The following is a 14760-nucleotide window of genomic DNA, read 5'->3' on the forward strand; positions in this document are numbered from 1 at the left end:
TAGACAACGGACATAGGCTGAGCGAGTGATCATTCTCGCTGCCACCCCGATCGGCAACCTCGGCGACGCCTCACGCCGCCTCATCGAGGTTCTCGAGAACGCCGAGATCGTCGCCGCCGAAGACACCCGCACCACCCAGCGCCTCCTGAAGGCGCTGAAGATCGAGAACCGGCCACGGCTGATCGCTCTGCACGACCACAACGAGAAGCAGAAGGCGGCGGAGCTGGCGACGCTCGCCGTCGAGACGGACATCGTCGTGCTGAGCGATGCCGGAATGCCCGCGATCAGTGACCCGGGTTACGGGCTGGTCGCCGAGGCCGTCGCCCAGGGCGTCACGGTCACCGCCATTCCCGGGCCCAGCGCCGTGCTCATGGCGCTCGCCATCTCCGGCCTGCCCACCGACCGGTTCACCTTCGAGGGTTTCCTGCCGCGCAAACCGGGGGAGCGGCGCTCGATCCTGCGCGCGCTCGCCGCCGAGCCGCGCACGATGCTCTTCTTCGAATCGCCCGCTCGCCTCGCCGGCGCGCTCGCCGATATGGGTGCCGCCTTCGGTGACACGCGCCGTATCGCCGTCTGCCGCGAGCTCACCAAGCTCTACGAAGAGGTCAGGCGAGGTACGGCGTCCGAGCTCGTGGAGTGGGCCTCGGCCGGAGTCAAGGGCGAGATCGTGGTCGTCGTCGAGGGCGCTCCGCACCGTGATGCGTCGCCGGACGATGCGCTCGCCCAGGTGCAGACGCTGGTGGCCTCCGGCATTCGCCTGAAGGATGCGGCCGCCGAGGTCGCCGGCCTCACCGGCCTGTCCTCCCGCGATCTGTATCAGGCGGCGCTCGCCGCCCGGACCCGATGAGCGACCTGCACACCTCTGCGGATTCCGGGATCGCCGCTGCCTATGACGCCCGTGCCGCCGAGTACATCCATCTCGCCGGCGCCGTCGAGCAGATGGCACCGGCAGATCGCGCGCTGATCACGCGCTGGCGGGATGCGACGCCGGGCACCCTGTTGGATGCCGGGTGCGGGCCGGGGCACTGGACCGCGCTCCTGCACGACGGCGACCGCGAGGTCGTCGGGGTCGATCTCTCCGCGGAGTTCCTCGTTTCGGCGAGGGCGGCGTTCCCGCACCTGCGGTTCCTGGACGGAACATTCCGCGACCTCCCGTTCCCGGACGGCTCGATCGGCGGCATCCTCGCCTGGTACTCCCTGATCCACACGCCGCCCGCCGACATCCCCGTCGTGCTTGCCGAGTTCGCGCGGGTCCTCGCGTCGGACGGGAGCATCCTCCTCGGCTTCTTCGACGGGGTGACGGGCACGGCGTTCCCCCATGCCGTCACCACTGCCTACTTCTGGTCGGTCGATGCCCTTGCCGAGGTCCTCGCGGAGGCGGGGTTCGAGATCGTGGAGCAGGAGCACCGGGATCGCGGGCCCGACGAGCCGAGCCGACGCCCGCACGGTGCCGTACTCGCCCGTCGTGTCTGACGCGGGTTCCGGCGGTTCGTGGATGCCTGCCGGGTAGCCTGGGCACAGGCGGATGGAGGGAGTGAACCGTGACGAAGGCTGCGACCGTGTACGACGTCGCCGACCGCGCGGGAGTCTCGATCGCAACCGTCTCCCGGGTGCTGCGGATGCCCGATGCGGTGCGACCTGTCACCCGCGAACGTGTGCTCGACGCGGTCTCGGCGCTCGGGTACGTGCCGAGCGGGAGCGCGAGAGGCCTCGCCGAGCGGCGGACCGGCGTGCTGGGACTCTACTTCCCCGGCTTCGACGCGGCCGAGGAAGCGCCGTTGCTCGATGTGCTCGCCGCCGACGGAGCGCCGACGCATCCCTTCACGATCGTGCACGACGAGGCGACGGACGTCGAGAGTCACCCGAGCATGCTCTTCCTGGACGAGGTGCTCCGCGGGGCCGAACTCGAAGCGTGGAAACAGGGGTTCGTCCTCATGATCGGCGTCGGACGCGACGATCCGGAGCGTTCCACCGTGCGCGACATGGCGGGACGGGTGGACGGGCTCATGGTCCTCGCCAGCAGCGTGCCCGACGACGTGCTCGCCAGGCTCGCCAGACGCATCCCCGTCGTGGTGCTGGCCGGGCCTCCTCGGGGAGACCGATACGACCACGTGACGGTGAGCAACACCGAGGCGATGGCCGAGCTCACCCGCCTCGTGCTCGCGCAGTCCGACGGAAGGCCGCCGGTGTTCCTGGCGGGGCCAGAGGATTCTCCGGACGGCATGCAGCGCTGGGAGGGATTCTCCGCGGCGATCGTCGAGGCCGGCATCCCGATCGACGATGTGACGGTCCTGCGGGGTGATTTCACGCGAGCGTCCGGCCGACGTGCCGCCGAAGAACTGATCGCCGCCGGGCTCCCGTCAGCGCTGATGTCGGCGAACGACCAGATGGCTCTCGGCGCGCTCGATGTGTTCCGGGCCGCCGGCGTCCACGTGCCTGAGGATCTGCTCGTCACCGGCTTCGACGGCATCGAGGCCGCGGCGCTCTCGACGCCGCAGTTGACCACGGTTCGCCAACCGATGATCGAGCTCGGACGGGCGGCCGTCCAGGTACTCGCGCGCCGGCTGGAGCAGCCGGACACCGAACCCGTCTTCGTGCGTCTTCCGCTCGAGATCACCCTGCGCGAGAGCTCGCTGCGGCGCCGCTGACGCGCGTCGCGTGCTTCCCCGGCCGGAGCCAAGGGGTTGCGGTCGCAAAATGTATGCGCTTACAATTGCTCTTGCGGCTGATGCCGTGCGGGTGCTCCGATCAGTGGGCGCCCTTCATGACAGAGACGACATGAGGTGGCAGGGTGTCGAAGACGCACATGTTCCGGCGCTGGCGGCGGGCCGCGGTGGTGGGCCTTGCGGCTGCGGCCGTGGTGCTCAGCGGATGCAGCATCCAGATCAGTTCGCAGCCGGATCCATCGATCGGCGACGACACGATGCTGATCAACGCGGACAAGGGGAATCCCTTCTTCACGCGGAACTTCAACCCGTACCTCACCAATACTCGTACGGCCTCGCGCTGGATCTACGAGCCCCTCATCCTGATCAACCCGCTCGACGGGAAGCAGAATCCCTGGTTGGCCTCTGAATGGTCGCAACCGGACGCCCGCACGATCGTCATGACGATCCGCGACGGTGTCGAGTGGAGCGACGGCGAGGACTTCACCGCAGAGGACGTCGCGTTCACGTTCGATCTGCTGAAGGACAACCCGGCCCTCGACATCAAGGGCGCCTGGCAGCACCTCGACGGCGTCGACGTGAAGGGCGGCGATGTCGTCTTCCGTCTAAAGGGCGAGGATGCGCCCTCGCTGTCGATTCTCGGGCAGACCATGATCGTCCCGGAGCACATCTGGTCGGACGTCGCTGATCCTGGTACCTGGCGCAACGAGGAGCCCGTCGGCACCGGGCCGTTCGTGCTCGGCAACTACAACGACCAGCAGTACTCGATGGACAGGAACCCGGACTACTGGCAGTCGGATTCGATCGAGATCGAGCACGTCGTGCTGCCGGCCACCAACTCCCAGCTCGACACCGTCACCCGGGGATACGACTGGGCCTACTCCTTCATCTCCGATGTCGAGGGCACCTGGGGAGCGGCCAGCCCGCACAACGACTGGTGGTTCCCGCCGGCCGGCGTGATCTCCCTGGTGCCGAACCTCGAGGTCGCACCCTTCGACGACGTCAACGTGCGCCGGGGGATCGCCCTTTCGCTCGACAGGGAGGAGATCGCCGAGACGGCCTCCGAGGGCTACATGCAGCCGGCGGGACAGACGGGTCTCGTGCTGCCGAACCAGGAGGAGTATCTGGACCCGGAGATCCCTGACGGCGGGATGATCGCCCAGGATGCGGATGCCGCGCTGGCGGCCTTCGCCGAGTCCGGTTACACGCTGCAGGGCGATCGACTGGTCGGTGCCGACGGCGAGCAGCTGGAGTTCTCCCTCACCACGGCCAACGGCTTCTCCGACTGGACGCGCGCCGCGCAGGCCGTGCAGCGACAGCTCGCGGCGGTCGGTGTGAAGGTCACCTTGAAACTCCCGCAGCCGGCGGGCTACCAGAGCGCCATCAGCAACGGCGACTTCGAGATGGCCATCGGCGGGATGGGGAACGGCGACGTCTACCAGGCGTACAACGGTCTCCTCTCCAGCGAGTTCTACGTCCCCTCGGGAGAGACGACCTCGAACAACTTCCAGCGCTACCGCTCGGAGGAGGCCGACGCCCTGCTGGCCGAGTATCGCGCCACGGTGGACCCTGCCAGGCAGAAAGAGATCGTGAACGAGTTGCAGGCCATCGTCTATGACGACCTGCCAGTGATCGGGCTCTACTACGGCGGAATCTGGGGCCTGTTCAACGACGCCAAATTCACCGGTTGGCCCTCAGAGGAGGACCCGTACATGATTCCGCAGAACTACGATTCGGCGCCGCTGATGATCTTCACGCGGCTCGAGCGAGTGAAGGAGGAGGGCCAGTGAAGTACCTGCTCCAGAAGCTCGGACTGTTCCTGCTCACGCTGTGGGCGGCGATCACCCTGAACTTCTTCCTGCCACGGCTGATGCCGGGCTCGCCCGCAGACGCGGCCCTCGCGAAGCTGTCTCAGAACGGCCCGGTCTCCGACGCCACGCGTGCGGCGATCGAGGCGCAGCTGGGTGTCCCCACCGGATCGATGTGGGATCAGTACATCGCCTACCTCGGTCAGGTGGCGCGTCTGGACTTCGGCGTCTCGTACACCTTCTATCCGCAGAGCGTGGCGAGCATGGTCTCGACGGCGCTGCCGTACACGCTCGTCCTCGTCGGGATCGTCACGATCCTGGCATTCGTCATCGGCACGCTCATCGGTGTCGCGGCGGCATGGCGACGCGGCACCTGGCTGGATGCGCTGCCCACGCTCACCGGATCCTTCCTCAGCACGTTCCCGTACTTCTGGACCGCTCTGCTCCTGCTGTTCTTCCTCGGATACGTGCTGCACTGGTTCCCGACGACCGGGGCATACTCCGCGACGACGACGCCCGGGTTCACCGGCGAGTTCATCGCCGACCTCGCCCGACACGCGGTGCTTCCGGCGCTCACGATCCTGCTCACCTCGTTGGGCGGCTGGATCATCGGCATGCGCAACGCGATGATCAACACGCTCGGCGAGGACTACGTCACGTTCGCGGAGGCGAACGGGCTGCACGGGCGCACCATCGCGCTTCGGTATGCGGCCCGAAACGCCATCCTTCCTAACCTCACCGGCTTCGGGCTCACGCTCGGCGGGGTGGTGGGCGGATCGATCCTCGTCGAGCAGGTGTTCGGCTATCCCGGTATCGGATATCTGCTCTTCAACGCCGTGATCGGGCAGGACTACCCGCTCATGCAGGCGCTCTTCCTGATGATCACCGTGAGCGTGCTCATCGCCAACTTCCTCGTCGACATCCTGTACGGCGTACTGGACCCAAGGACCCGCCGATGACCTCCACGATGAACGTCAAAGTGCCCGTGAACCGGATCGCCGCGCCCAGTCGATGGCGATCGATCGGACGGATGGTCGGAACCCTGTGGAGCAATGGCAAAGCTCGCCTCGGACTCTGCATCCTCGCGTTCTTCGTCCTTGTGGCGGTTTTCGCCCCGCTCATCGCGCCCTACGGTCCCAAGGAGAACGGATTCGAGCGCAACGCCGATGCCTCGACGGCGCACTGGCTGGGCACCACGGCCGCCGGTGAAGACGTGCTCAGCCAGCTCGTCTACGGCGCGCAGATCAGCCTGCTGGTCGGTTTTGCCGCCGGCATCCTCTCCACGATCGTCGCCGTCCTGATCGGGCTGAGCTGGGGTTACATGCGCGGCTTCGCCGGCGAGGCCGTGGGCTTCGTCGTCAACCTGTTCCTCGTGATCCCCGGGTTGCCGCTCATGATCGTCATCGCCGCATATCTGCAGAACGGCGGCATCCTGATGATCATCGCCGTGATCGTCGTGACCGGCTGGGCATGGGGCGCTCGCGTCCTCCGCAGTCAGACGCAGTCGCTGCGGGGCAACGACTTCGTGGCCTCGGCGCAGTTCTCCGGTGACAGCCCGGCACGGATCGTCTTCCGAGAGATCCTGCCGAACATGACGTCGATCATCGCCGGAACGCTCTTCGGCGCGGCGACCGCGGCGATCCTCGCCGAAGCCGGCCTCGAGTTCCTCGGGCTCGGCGACTCCAGCATCGTCAGCTGGGGAACGATGCTCTACTGGGCGCAGAACTCCAACTCCCTGCTGACAGGGCAATGGCTGCTGCTGTTCGCTCCGGGTCTGTGCATCGCCCTGCTGGCGCTGAGCCTCACACTCATCAACTTCGGCGTGGATGGCATTTCCAATCCGCGCCTGCGGGAAGGAAAGGGACGATGAGCGTGAATACGCCCACATCGGTCGCAGCGAATGCACCCGCCGCCACGGACGAGCGGGAGATCCTGCTCGACGTCCAGGATCTCTCGGTCGAGTACGCCTCGCCGGGTGCGGTGCCCGTCACCGCCGTCGAGGACGTGTCGTTCACTCTTCGCCGCGGTGAGTTCGTCGGTCTCGTCGGCGAATCCGGCTCGGGCAAGTCGACGCTCGGGTTCGCGTTGACGAGGCTGCAGAAGCCGCCGGCCCGGATCAGCGGCGGCCGGATCCTGTTCGCGGGCCGCGACGTCCGCGAGCTGGATGCAGAAGAACTGCGCCGCCAACGCCAGGGCGGTTTCGCCATGGTGCTGCAGTCCGGGATGAACGCGCTCAACCCCGTGCGCACCGTCGGTGCCCACTTCCGCGACGTCTTCGCCGCCCACGGCCACGTGCCCCGGGAGGAAAGGGAGGAGCGTGCCCGCGACCTGGTCGGCAAGGTGGGACTCGACCCCGACGTGCTGAAGCGGTACCCGGGCGAGTTGTCCGGAGGGATGCGGCAGCGTGCGTCGATCGCGATCGCGCTGTCTCTGGAACCGCAGCTCATGGTCTTCGATGAGCCGACGACCGCGCTGGACGTTCTGGTCCAGCACGCCGTGATGGACACGATCCGCGATCTGCAGCGGGCCGAGCAGTTCACGGCCATTCTCATCAGTCACGATCTCGGGATCGTGCTGGAGGCGACGGACCGCGTCATGGTGATGCACGAGGGCAGGATCGTCGAAGACGCACCCAGCCGTGACATCCTGATGCACCCGAAGGACGAGTACACGCGGATGCTGCTGAGCCACTACGCGGACCCGCGCGCCGAGACGATCTCGATCCCCGGATTCGTCGACCTCGGCACGCGGCGGCGCGAGGGCACATTGCGCACAGACGTCACTGAGACGCAGCCGACGGTGTCGCAGCGTCACGAGCGTCGAGCCGACGCCGCGATCGTGGTCGACGGCGTCTCCAAGGTGTATCCGCCGCCCCGGCACGGCCAGGGGCCCGTCACCGCGGTCGATGACGTCTCGTTCCGTCTGGAACCGGGTGAGGCGCTCGCGCTCGTCGGCGCCTCGGGCTCGGGCAAGTCGACGATCGCGAAGCTGCTCACCGGTATCGAGAAGCCGACCTCCGGATCGGTGCGCTTCGGCGACGTCGATGTGGCTTCCCTGCGCCGTCGCGGTCTGCGTGATCTTCGCAAGGACCTGCAGATGGTGTTCCAGGACCCGTACTCGGCCTTGAACCCGCTGCACACCGTGGAGTACGCGCTCACTCGTCCCGTGGTCAACTACACCCCGCTGCGAGGACAGGAAGCCAGGGCCCGCGTGCTCGAACTTCTGGAGACGGTCGGGCTCACACCGGTCGAGCAGTTCGCCGCCAAGCTGCCCCACCAGTTGTCGGGAGGACAGCGACAGCGCGTCGTGATCGCGCGTGCCCTCGCCAGCGACCCGCAGGTGCTCATCGCCGATGAGCCGGTATCGATGCTCGATGTCTCGCTGCGCGCAGGGGTGCTCGCGTTGCTGGAGGATCTGCGGGAGCGCTGGGGCATCAGCATGCTCTACATCACGCACGATCTGCTCAGCGCCCGCCTGGTCACCGAGAACATCCTGGTGCTCAACAGCGGGCGCGTGGTCGAACGAGGCGAGACCGCGCATGTGCTCCAGCATCCGGAGGATCCGTACACCGTTCAGCTTCTCGATGCCGTACCCAACCCGGCGCGCGCCCGCTGACTCGCCCGCGCCGCTGGTCTGTTCATGATGACGAAAGGAGCACCCGTGCTCGAATTCCCCGATGGCTTCCTCTGGGGAGCCGCGACAGCGGCCCACCAAGTGGAGGGGAACAACACCACCAGCAACTGGTGGGCGATGGAGCATGCCCCTGGATCGCCGATGGTCGAGCCGTCCGGTGACGCGGCCGATCATTTCCACCGGTACCCGGAAGATATGCGCCTTCTCGCGGAGGCCGGACTGAACTCCTACCGCTTCTCGGTGGAATGGGCGCGGATCGAACCGGAGCGCGGGTTCATCTCGCGGGCGATGCTCGATCACTACCGACGCATGATCGACACGGCGCGCGAGCACGGACTCGACCCGACGGTCACCCTGATGCACTTCACGGTGCCGCAGTGGTTCCAGCGCGACGGCTTCTGGCGTGCGGACGACGCCGTCGACCTCTTCTCCCGCTACGTGGAGACGGTGCTGCCGATCCTGGAGGGCGTCGACTACGTCTGCACGATCAACGAGCCGAACATCGCTGCGATGCTCGCCGGGGGTGAGGAAGCATCGAACCTCGTCGCGTTCGGGCTCCCGCGCCCTGACCTCGCTGTCGCGGACACGCTGCTCGCGGCGCATCGAAGGGCGTCCGAGATCCTGCACACGGTCACAGGCGTCAAGGCCGGTTGGACGATCGCCACTCAGGCCTTCCACTCCACGGGCGAGCCGGGGGCCGACGAGATGCTCGCGGAGTACGGTGACCCGCGGGATCACTGGTACCTGGAGCAGTCCGCAGGCGATGACTTCGTCGGCGTGCAGGCATACACCCGCACCTTCATCGGGCCGGAGGGGCCTCGCCCGGTCGCGGATGACGTGGAGACCACGCTCACCGGCTGGGAGTTCTTCCCGCCGGCCCTCGAGATGGGTGTGCGCAGCGCTTGGGAGTTGAGCGGGGGAGTGCCCGTGCTTGTCACCGAGAACGGCATCGCGACCTCCGACGACACCCGCCGCATCGCCTACACTCAGGGGGCTCTGGAGGGGCTGCACCGCGCGATCGCCGACGGCATCGAGGTGCGCGGATACCAGCACTGGAGCGCTCTGGACAACTACGAGTGGGCCAGCGGCTTCGCGCCGACCTTCGGGTTGATCGCGTTCGACCACGAGACGTTCGCCCGTACGCCCAAGCCCGCCCTGGCATGGTTGGGAGAGGTCGCCCGCCGCAACGGGCTGTGAGACGACGGCCGCGGATCGTTCCCCATCCGGTCTTCTGGTCGGAGTCAGGGCTACGCTCAGGTCATGGCGCAGGGTAGTGGGACACGCGATGGTTACCGGGCCGCGGCCGCTGGGCTCGCCGCCGTGACGTTCGGTGCAGGGCTCGGTGAGCTGAGCGCCGCGCTGTTCCTGCCGGCCGCGAGCCCTTTCGCCGGGATCGGCGGCGCACTGATCGACATCGCGCCGAGCTGGGCGAAGGACCTCGCCATCGCTCTCTTCGACACCTTCGACAAGGCGGCGCTGCTGATCGGCATCGCGGTGGTGCTCGCCGCGATCGCCGCCGCCGCCGGCTTGCTCGAGCGGCGTCGTGCCGGTGCCGGCGCCGTGATCGTGGGTGCGATCGGCGTCGTCGGTGCGGCGATCGCGATGACGCGCACCGGTGCCGGCGCCTTCTCGTGGGCGCCGTCGGCCGTCGCGGGTGCCGCGGCGATCGTCGCCCTGCGGATGCTCATCCGGCGCCTGCGTCCGGACCCCGCCCTTGCCGCACCTGTGGGCGGGGAGAGCCGACCGATCGACCGTCGCCGCTTCCTGATCTGGACGGCCGCGGCCGGGGCTGTCGGAGTGGTCGCTCTCGTCGCCGCGAACGTGGCGCACGGAGCATCCCGCTCGATCGAGGCCATCAGGAAGGCGCTGCGTCTGCCGACGGCCGCAGAGCGAGCAGCGCCGATCCCGGCCGGCGCGGAGCTGGACATTCCCGGCTTGGCGCCGCTGGTGACGCCGAACCGCGACTTCTATCGCATCGACACCGCTCTCGTCGTGCCGCAGGTCGACCCGGCGGAGTGGTCGCTGCGCATCCACGGAATGGTCGATCGCGAACTCGTGATCACCTGGGAAGAGCTGCTCGCGCTGCCGATGCAGGAAGCGGACGTCACGCTGGCGTGCGTGTCGAACGACGTGGGCGGCTCGCTGATCGGGAACGCCCGCTGGCTCGGGCATCCCCTTCGAGAACTGCTCGCCCGCGCCGGAGTCGCGGACGATGCCGACATGGTCCTCTCGACCTCGGTGGACGGATTCACCGCCTCCACGCCCCTGGAAGTGCTGACCGATGACCGCGACTCGCTTCTCGCGATCGGAATGAACGGTGAGCCCCTGCCCGTCGAACACGGATTTCCGGTGCGCATGGTGGTGCCGGGGCTCTACGGCTACGTGTCGGCGACGAAGTGGGTCACCCAGCTGGAAGTCACTCGTTTCGACCGGGTCGATGCGTACTGGACGACCCGCGGATGGGATGCGCGCGGTCCGATCAAACTGCAGTCGCGCATCGACGTTCCTCGCCGGGGACGGCAGATCGACCCCGGCGAGACGATGATCGCCGGTATGGCCTGGCAGCAGCACGTCGGCGTCCGCGGCGTGGAGGTGCGCGTCGACGGCGGCTCCTGGATGACGGCCGACCTCGCAACGGCGATCTCGGACGACACCTGGGTGCAGTGGAGCGTGCCGTGGACGGCCGAGAGCGGCGATCATCAGATCGAGTGCCGGGCGATCAGCGCCACCGGTGACACCCAGACCTCGAACCGTACCCCGCCGGCTCCCAACGGCGCAGAGGGGTGGCACCGCATCTCCGTGTCGGTCGCCTGATCGCAGCAGAGCGCGCTGTGCCGCCGGGCGCGTAACGACCTCCGGCATCCCGCCTAGAATTGTCCGCATGCCCGCAGGCGAATCGTTCTATATCACCACGCCCATCTACTACCCCTCCGATGTGCCGCACATCGGCCACGGGTACACGACGGTGGCCGTCGACACCCTCGCACGGTGGCACCGCCAGGCCGGGGATGACACCTGGATGCTCACCGGTACGGATGAGCACGGCCAGAAGATGCTGCGCGCGGCCGCGGCGAACAACGTCACGCCGCAGGAATGGGTCGACAAGCTCGTCAGCGAGGCATGGTTCCCGCTGCTGGACACGCTCGACGTCGCCAACGACGACTTCATCCGCACCACGCAGGAGCGCCACGAGATCAACGTGCAGACGTTCTTCCAGCGCCTGTACGACCGCGGCTACATCTACGCAGGCGAGTACGAGGCGCTCTACTGCGTCGGCTGCGAGGAGTTCAAGCCCGAGTCCGAGATCGTCGACGGCACTGGTCCCTTCGAAGGACTGAAGGTCTGTGCGATCCACTCCAAGCCCCTCGAACTGCTGCAGGAGAAGAACTACTTCTTCAAGCTCAGCGAGTTCCAGGACCGCCTGCTCGAGCTCTACAAGACCCAGCCCGACTTCGTGCGTCCCGACTCCGCGCGCAACGAGGTCGTCTCGTTCGTGAGCCAGGGGCTGAAGGACCTCTCCATCTCGCGTTCCACGTTCGACTGGGGCATCCCGCTGCCGTGGGACGAGTCGCACGTCATCTACGTGTGGGTCGACGCGCTGCTGAACTACGCCACCGCGATCGGCTACGGCTCCGATCAGGAGACCTTCGATCGTCGCTGGCCCGCGTATCACGTGGTCGGCAAGGACATCCTGCGCTTCCACGCCGTCATCTGGCCGGCGCTGCTGATGGCTGCGGGGCTCGAGGTGCCGAAGGGCGTCTTCGCCCACGGCTGGCTGCTCGTCGGCGGCGAGAAGATGTCGAAGTCGAAGCTCACCGGTATCGCGCCGACCGAGATCACCGACGTCTTCGGCTCCGACGCGTACCGCTTCTACTTCCTCTCGGCGATCGCCTTCGGGCAGGACGGTTCGTTCTCCTGGGAGGACCTGTCCGCTCGCTACCAGGCGGAGCTCGCGAACGGATTCGGCAACCTCGCATCGCGCACGACAGCGATGATCGAGAAGTACTTCGAGGGGATCGTGCCCCCGGCCGCGGAGTACACGGAGCAGGATCTCACGATTCAGAAGATCGTCACAGATGCGGCATCGAAGGCGGATGCCGCCGTCGACCTGTTCCGTATCGACGAGGCCATCACAGCGATCTGGACGATCGTCGATGCGCTGAACGGTTACATCACCGATAACGAGCCCTGGGCGCTGGCCCGCGATGAAGAGAAGCGCGCGCGCCTTGGCACCGTGCTCTACACCTGCGCCGAGGGTCTTCGGGCTCTCGCGGTGCTGCTGTCGCCGGTGATGCCCCAGGCCACGGAGAAGCTCTGGATCGCACTCGGCGCCGCTGAGACGCTCGGCCGACTTCAGGATCAGCCGATCCGCGAGGCGGGCAACTGGGGCACCCTGCGTCCCGGCACCAGCGTGAATGGGCTCGCCCCGCTGTTCCCGCGCGTGGAGTCCACTGCCTGAGCCATGGTCTACGTGCAGCAGAGGTCGGGCGACGGGCGCAAGGACCTGCGGTATCCGGCGGCGCCCGAACCACTGGCGGTGCCGATGTACGACAATCACGCGCACCTGGAGATCGTCGACGGCGATGAGCCGCTCTCGTTGACCGAGCAGCTCGATCGTGCCCAGGCCGTCGGCATCGTCGGCGTCGTGCAGGCGTCGGGAGACATCGAATCCTCGCGGTGGGCGGTGGATGCCGCGGCATCCGACCCTCGCGTGCTGGCCGCCGTCGCCATCCACCCGAACGATGCACCGACGTATGCCGCGAACGGCACGCTCGATGCGGCCATCGCGACGATCGACGAGCTCGCCGCGCATCCGCGTGCGCGGGCGATCGGGGAGACGGGGCTGGATTTCTTCCGCACGGGACCTGAAGGCCACGACGCGCAGTTCACCTCCTTCGAGGCGCATATCGCCCTGGCGAAGAAGCACGGCATCGCGATGCAGATCCACGACCGTGACGCGCACGACGCCGTGCTGGAGACGCTGGTCCGCGTCGGCGCCCCGGAGCGCACGGTGTTCCATTGCTTCTCCGGCGATGAGGACATGGCCCGGATCTGCGCGGACGCCGGCTATTACCTGTCCTTCGCCGGCAACGTCACGTTCAAGAACGCGCAGAACCTGCGTGATGCCCTCAAGGTCACGCCGGTGGAGCGGATCCTGATCGAAACCGATGCGCCGTTCCTCACGCCGGTGCCGCTACGTGGCCGGCCGAACGCGCCGTACCTCGTGCCGATCACGCTGCGCTTCATGGCCGCGGAGCTCGGGCTTGAGGTCGACGAGTTCGCCGCCCAGGTCGCCGCGAACACGCTCGCGGTCTACGGTTCCTTCGAGGACTGAGCGCGCTCGTCGACGGTTTCGGCGTCGGAGCTGTGCCACCAGGCACCCCACCGGTCGCGGAGCTCTGAGAAGCGATCCTCGTCGACGCCGTAGAGGCTGAGGAGCGCCATCACCTCGTCGGAGGCTCCATCGCGATGGAGCACCAGCAGCGCGTCATTCCACTCGGACACCGTCAGACCGAGCTGGTGGTCGGACCTGAACCAGACACGGCCGCCGGCGATCCCGCCGGCGAGCGATCCCTCGTACGGGGCTCCTGCGAGCAGTCGCGGGTCGTCGGAGATCGCCGCCAGCGCGGAAGGCGCCTTTCCGCGCAGGAGGACAGTGCGACGAGCAGCGCGCGGGTGGCGTTCCACGGCGAACTGCAGCTGATGGATGAACGTGATCCACCCTTCGGTGATCTCGTCGTAGTACCGCGCCCAGTCCGGGTCGTCTTCCGGTGCCGCACGAGTCAGCGTCACGCGCGTGCCGCCTTCGACCTGTTCCAGATCGATCGTGTCGCCGCCGTTCAGATCGATCCGGTGCTCGCCGACCGTCACATCGGTGAAGTAGATCAGGTCGATCTCCTGGTCCAGGCTTCCGTCCGGTCCGCCGTCGAACTCCCAGCCGTGCCAGTGCCTGATGCGGTCCTTGTCTCGGAGGGCGCTCCAGACCTCGCTCACCGGTGCGGCGATGGTCACGCGGATCCTGGGTGTTTCAGACATCGTTCTCGCCTCTCTCTTCCTGTTTCTCGGCCTGAGGGCTTGCTGGTGCCGGGTGAGTACCGGCGACGAAGCGGTATGGCCGCCCGCCGGCGGAGTCGAAGGATTCGACGGTACGGCGTACGGCATCGGTCAGCGCATCCGCGAACCGGTGAAGATCACCGGGCTCCGCGAATCGCACCTCGGCCTCGATCGTGAAGGTCAGCAGCCGCTGTCCGGTTTCGTCGGCCTTGGCCTGCATCCGGGCGACGTCGCGTACGGTACCTGCAGCCACCTGCACAAGATGTTCGGCGGCGTACTGATCATGGATGCCATCGAAGGCGCGCCCCATGACTCCAGGATCGACGATGAGCGTCGACTGAGATGCGCGGTAGACGCGCTCGGTGAAGCCGCGGCGCTGCCGCTCCTCGACGAGTTCGATCAGGCCTGCCTTCTCCAGTTCCTTCACGTGATAGTTGATCTGCTGTCGGGGGAGGCCGAGCTCCTCGGAGAGGCGGATCGCCGAGGAGGGCTCGCGGAGCAGGCCCAGCAGTCGCCGGCGTATCGGGGACAGTGCTGTGCGCACCACATCGGGTTCGTCGAGGTACTTCACATGGACAGTCTGCGGCTAGACAAATAAA

The 14760-nt window shown here is 67.4% G+C and carries 13 protein-coding genes; 11 read left to right on the forward strand and 2 right to left on the reverse strand.

Annotated features, from left to right (window positions below; all coding sequences use genetic code 11):
- Positions 1-25 precede the first annotated feature (25 nt).
- The 11 genes from rsmI to LTA6_RS12440 all read left to right on the forward strand — a co-directional run bounded on the left by rsmI (position 26) and on the right by LTA6_RS12440 (position 13442).
- Positions 26-847: a 16S rRNA (cytidine(1402)-2'-O)-methyltransferase gene (rsmI, locus tag LTA6_RS12390; RefSeq protein WP_363548070.1), complete on the forward strand. Its 822-nt coding sequence runs from the start codon at positions 26-28 to the stop codon at positions 845-847.
- Positions 844-1473 (forward strand): class I SAM-dependent methyltransferase, encoded by a 630-nt coding sequence (locus LTA6_RS12395; RefSeq protein WP_407357963.1) that lies wholly within the window; start codon positions 844-846, stop codon positions 1471-1473. The genes rsmI and LTA6_RS12395 overlap by 4 nt, the downstream gene beginning before the upstream one ends.
- 68 nt (positions 1474-1541) lie before the next feature.
- Complete coding sequence (locus tag LTA6_RS12400) at positions 1542-2648, forward strand: LacI family DNA-binding transcriptional regulator (protein WP_407357964.1); 1107 nt, start codon at positions 1542-1544, stop codon at positions 2646-2648.
- A gap of 143 nt (positions 2649-2791) precedes the next feature.
- Complete coding sequence (locus LTA6_RS12405) at positions 2792-4456, forward strand: ABC transporter substrate-binding protein (protein ID WP_407357965.1); 1665 nt, start codon at positions 2792-2794, stop codon at positions 4454-4456.
- A complete protein-coding gene (locus LTA6_RS12410) occupies positions 4453-5433 on the forward strand; it encodes an ABC transporter permease (RefSeq protein ID WP_341974062.1) in 981 nt (326 codons plus the stop codon). Before LTA6_RS12405 ends, LTA6_RS12410 begins: the two co-directional genes overlap by 4 nt.
- A complete protein-coding gene (locus tag LTA6_RS12415) occupies positions 5430-6344 on the forward strand; it encodes an ABC transporter permease (protein WP_407357966.1) in 915 nt (304 codons plus the stop codon). The genes LTA6_RS12410 and LTA6_RS12415 overlap by 4 nt, the downstream gene beginning before the upstream one ends.
- Complete coding sequence (locus LTA6_RS12420; protein ID WP_407357967.1) at positions 6341-8089, forward strand: ABC transporter ATP-binding protein; 1749 nt, start codon at positions 6341-6343, stop codon at positions 8087-8089. The genes LTA6_RS12415 and LTA6_RS12420 overlap by 4 nt, the downstream gene beginning before the upstream one ends.
- A gap of 45 nt (positions 8090-8134) precedes the next feature.
- Positions 8135-9304, forward strand: coding sequence for a family 1 glycosylhydrolase (locus LTA6_RS12425; protein ID WP_363548054.1), 1170 nt, complete (start codon positions 8135-8137; stop codon positions 9302-9304).
- Positions 9305-9367: 63 nt separating this feature from the next.
- On the forward strand, positions 9368-10921 hold the full coding sequence (locus LTA6_RS12430; protein ID WP_407357968.1) for a molybdopterin-dependent oxidoreductase: 1554 nt from the start codon (positions 9368-9370) through the stop codon (positions 10919-10921).
- Between the two features lie 67 nt (positions 10922-10988).
- On the forward strand, positions 10989-12566 hold the full coding sequence (gene metG, locus LTA6_RS12435) for a methionine--tRNA ligase (protein WP_407357969.1): 1578 nt from the start codon (positions 10989-10991) through the stop codon (positions 12564-12566).
- Between the two features lie 3 nt (positions 12567-12569).
- Positions 12570-13442 (forward strand): TatD family hydrolase, encoded by an 873-nt coding sequence (locus LTA6_RS12440; RefSeq protein ID WP_407357970.1) that lies wholly within the window; start codon positions 12570-12572, stop codon positions 13440-13442.
- On the opposite strand, the gene LTA6_RS12445 is transcribed toward LTA6_RS12440, so the two are convergent.
- Positions 13421-14143 (reverse strand): SRPBCC domain-containing protein, encoded by a 723-nt coding sequence (locus tag LTA6_RS12445; RefSeq protein ID WP_407357971.1) that lies wholly within the window; start codon positions 14141-14143, stop codon positions 13421-13423. The genes LTA6_RS12440 and LTA6_RS12445 overlap by 22 nt on opposite strands.
- Positions 14136-14732: a helix-turn-helix domain-containing protein gene (locus LTA6_RS12450; protein ID WP_341974070.1), complete on the reverse strand. Its 597-nt coding sequence runs from the start codon at positions 14730-14732 to the stop codon at positions 14136-14138. The genes LTA6_RS12445 and LTA6_RS12450 overlap by 8 nt, the downstream gene beginning before the upstream one ends.
- Positions 14733-14760 lie beyond the last annotated feature (28 nt).

The organism is Microbacterium sp. LTA6 (assembly GCF_045690355.1).
Classification (GTDB): Bacteria; Actinomycetota; Actinomycetes; order Actinomycetales; family Microbacteriaceae; genus Microbacterium.

Excerpts from the sequence above, each read along its gene's own strand:
- LTA6_RS12395 (WP_407357963.1), top strand. The coding sequence starts at position 844 with ATGAGCGACCTGCACACCTCTGCGGATTCCGGGATCGCCGCTGCCTAT.
- LTA6_RS12415 (WP_407357966.1), top strand. The coding sequence starts at position 5,430 with ATGACCTCCACGATGAACGTCAAAGTGCCCGTGAACCGGATCGCCGCG.
- LTA6_RS12420 (WP_407357967.1), top strand. The coding sequence starts at position 6,341 with ATGAGCGTGAATACGCCCACATCGGTCGCAGCGAATGCACCCGCCGCC.
- LTA6_RS12430 (WP_407357968.1), top strand. The coding sequence starts at position 9,368 with ATGGCGCAGGGTAGTGGGACACGCGATGGTTACCGGGCCGCGGCCGCT.
- metG (WP_407357969.1), top strand. The coding sequence starts at position 10,989 with ATGCCCGCAGGCGAATCGTTCTATATCACCACGCCCATCTACTACCCC.
- LTA6_RS12440 (WP_407357970.1), top strand. The coding sequence starts at position 12,570 with ATGGTCTACGTGCAGCAGAGGTCGGGCGACGGGCGCAAGGACCTGCGG.
- LTA6_RS12445 (WP_407357971.1), bottom strand. The coding sequence starts at position 14,143 with ATGTCTGAAACACCCAGGATCCGCGTGACCATCGCCGCACCGGTGAGC.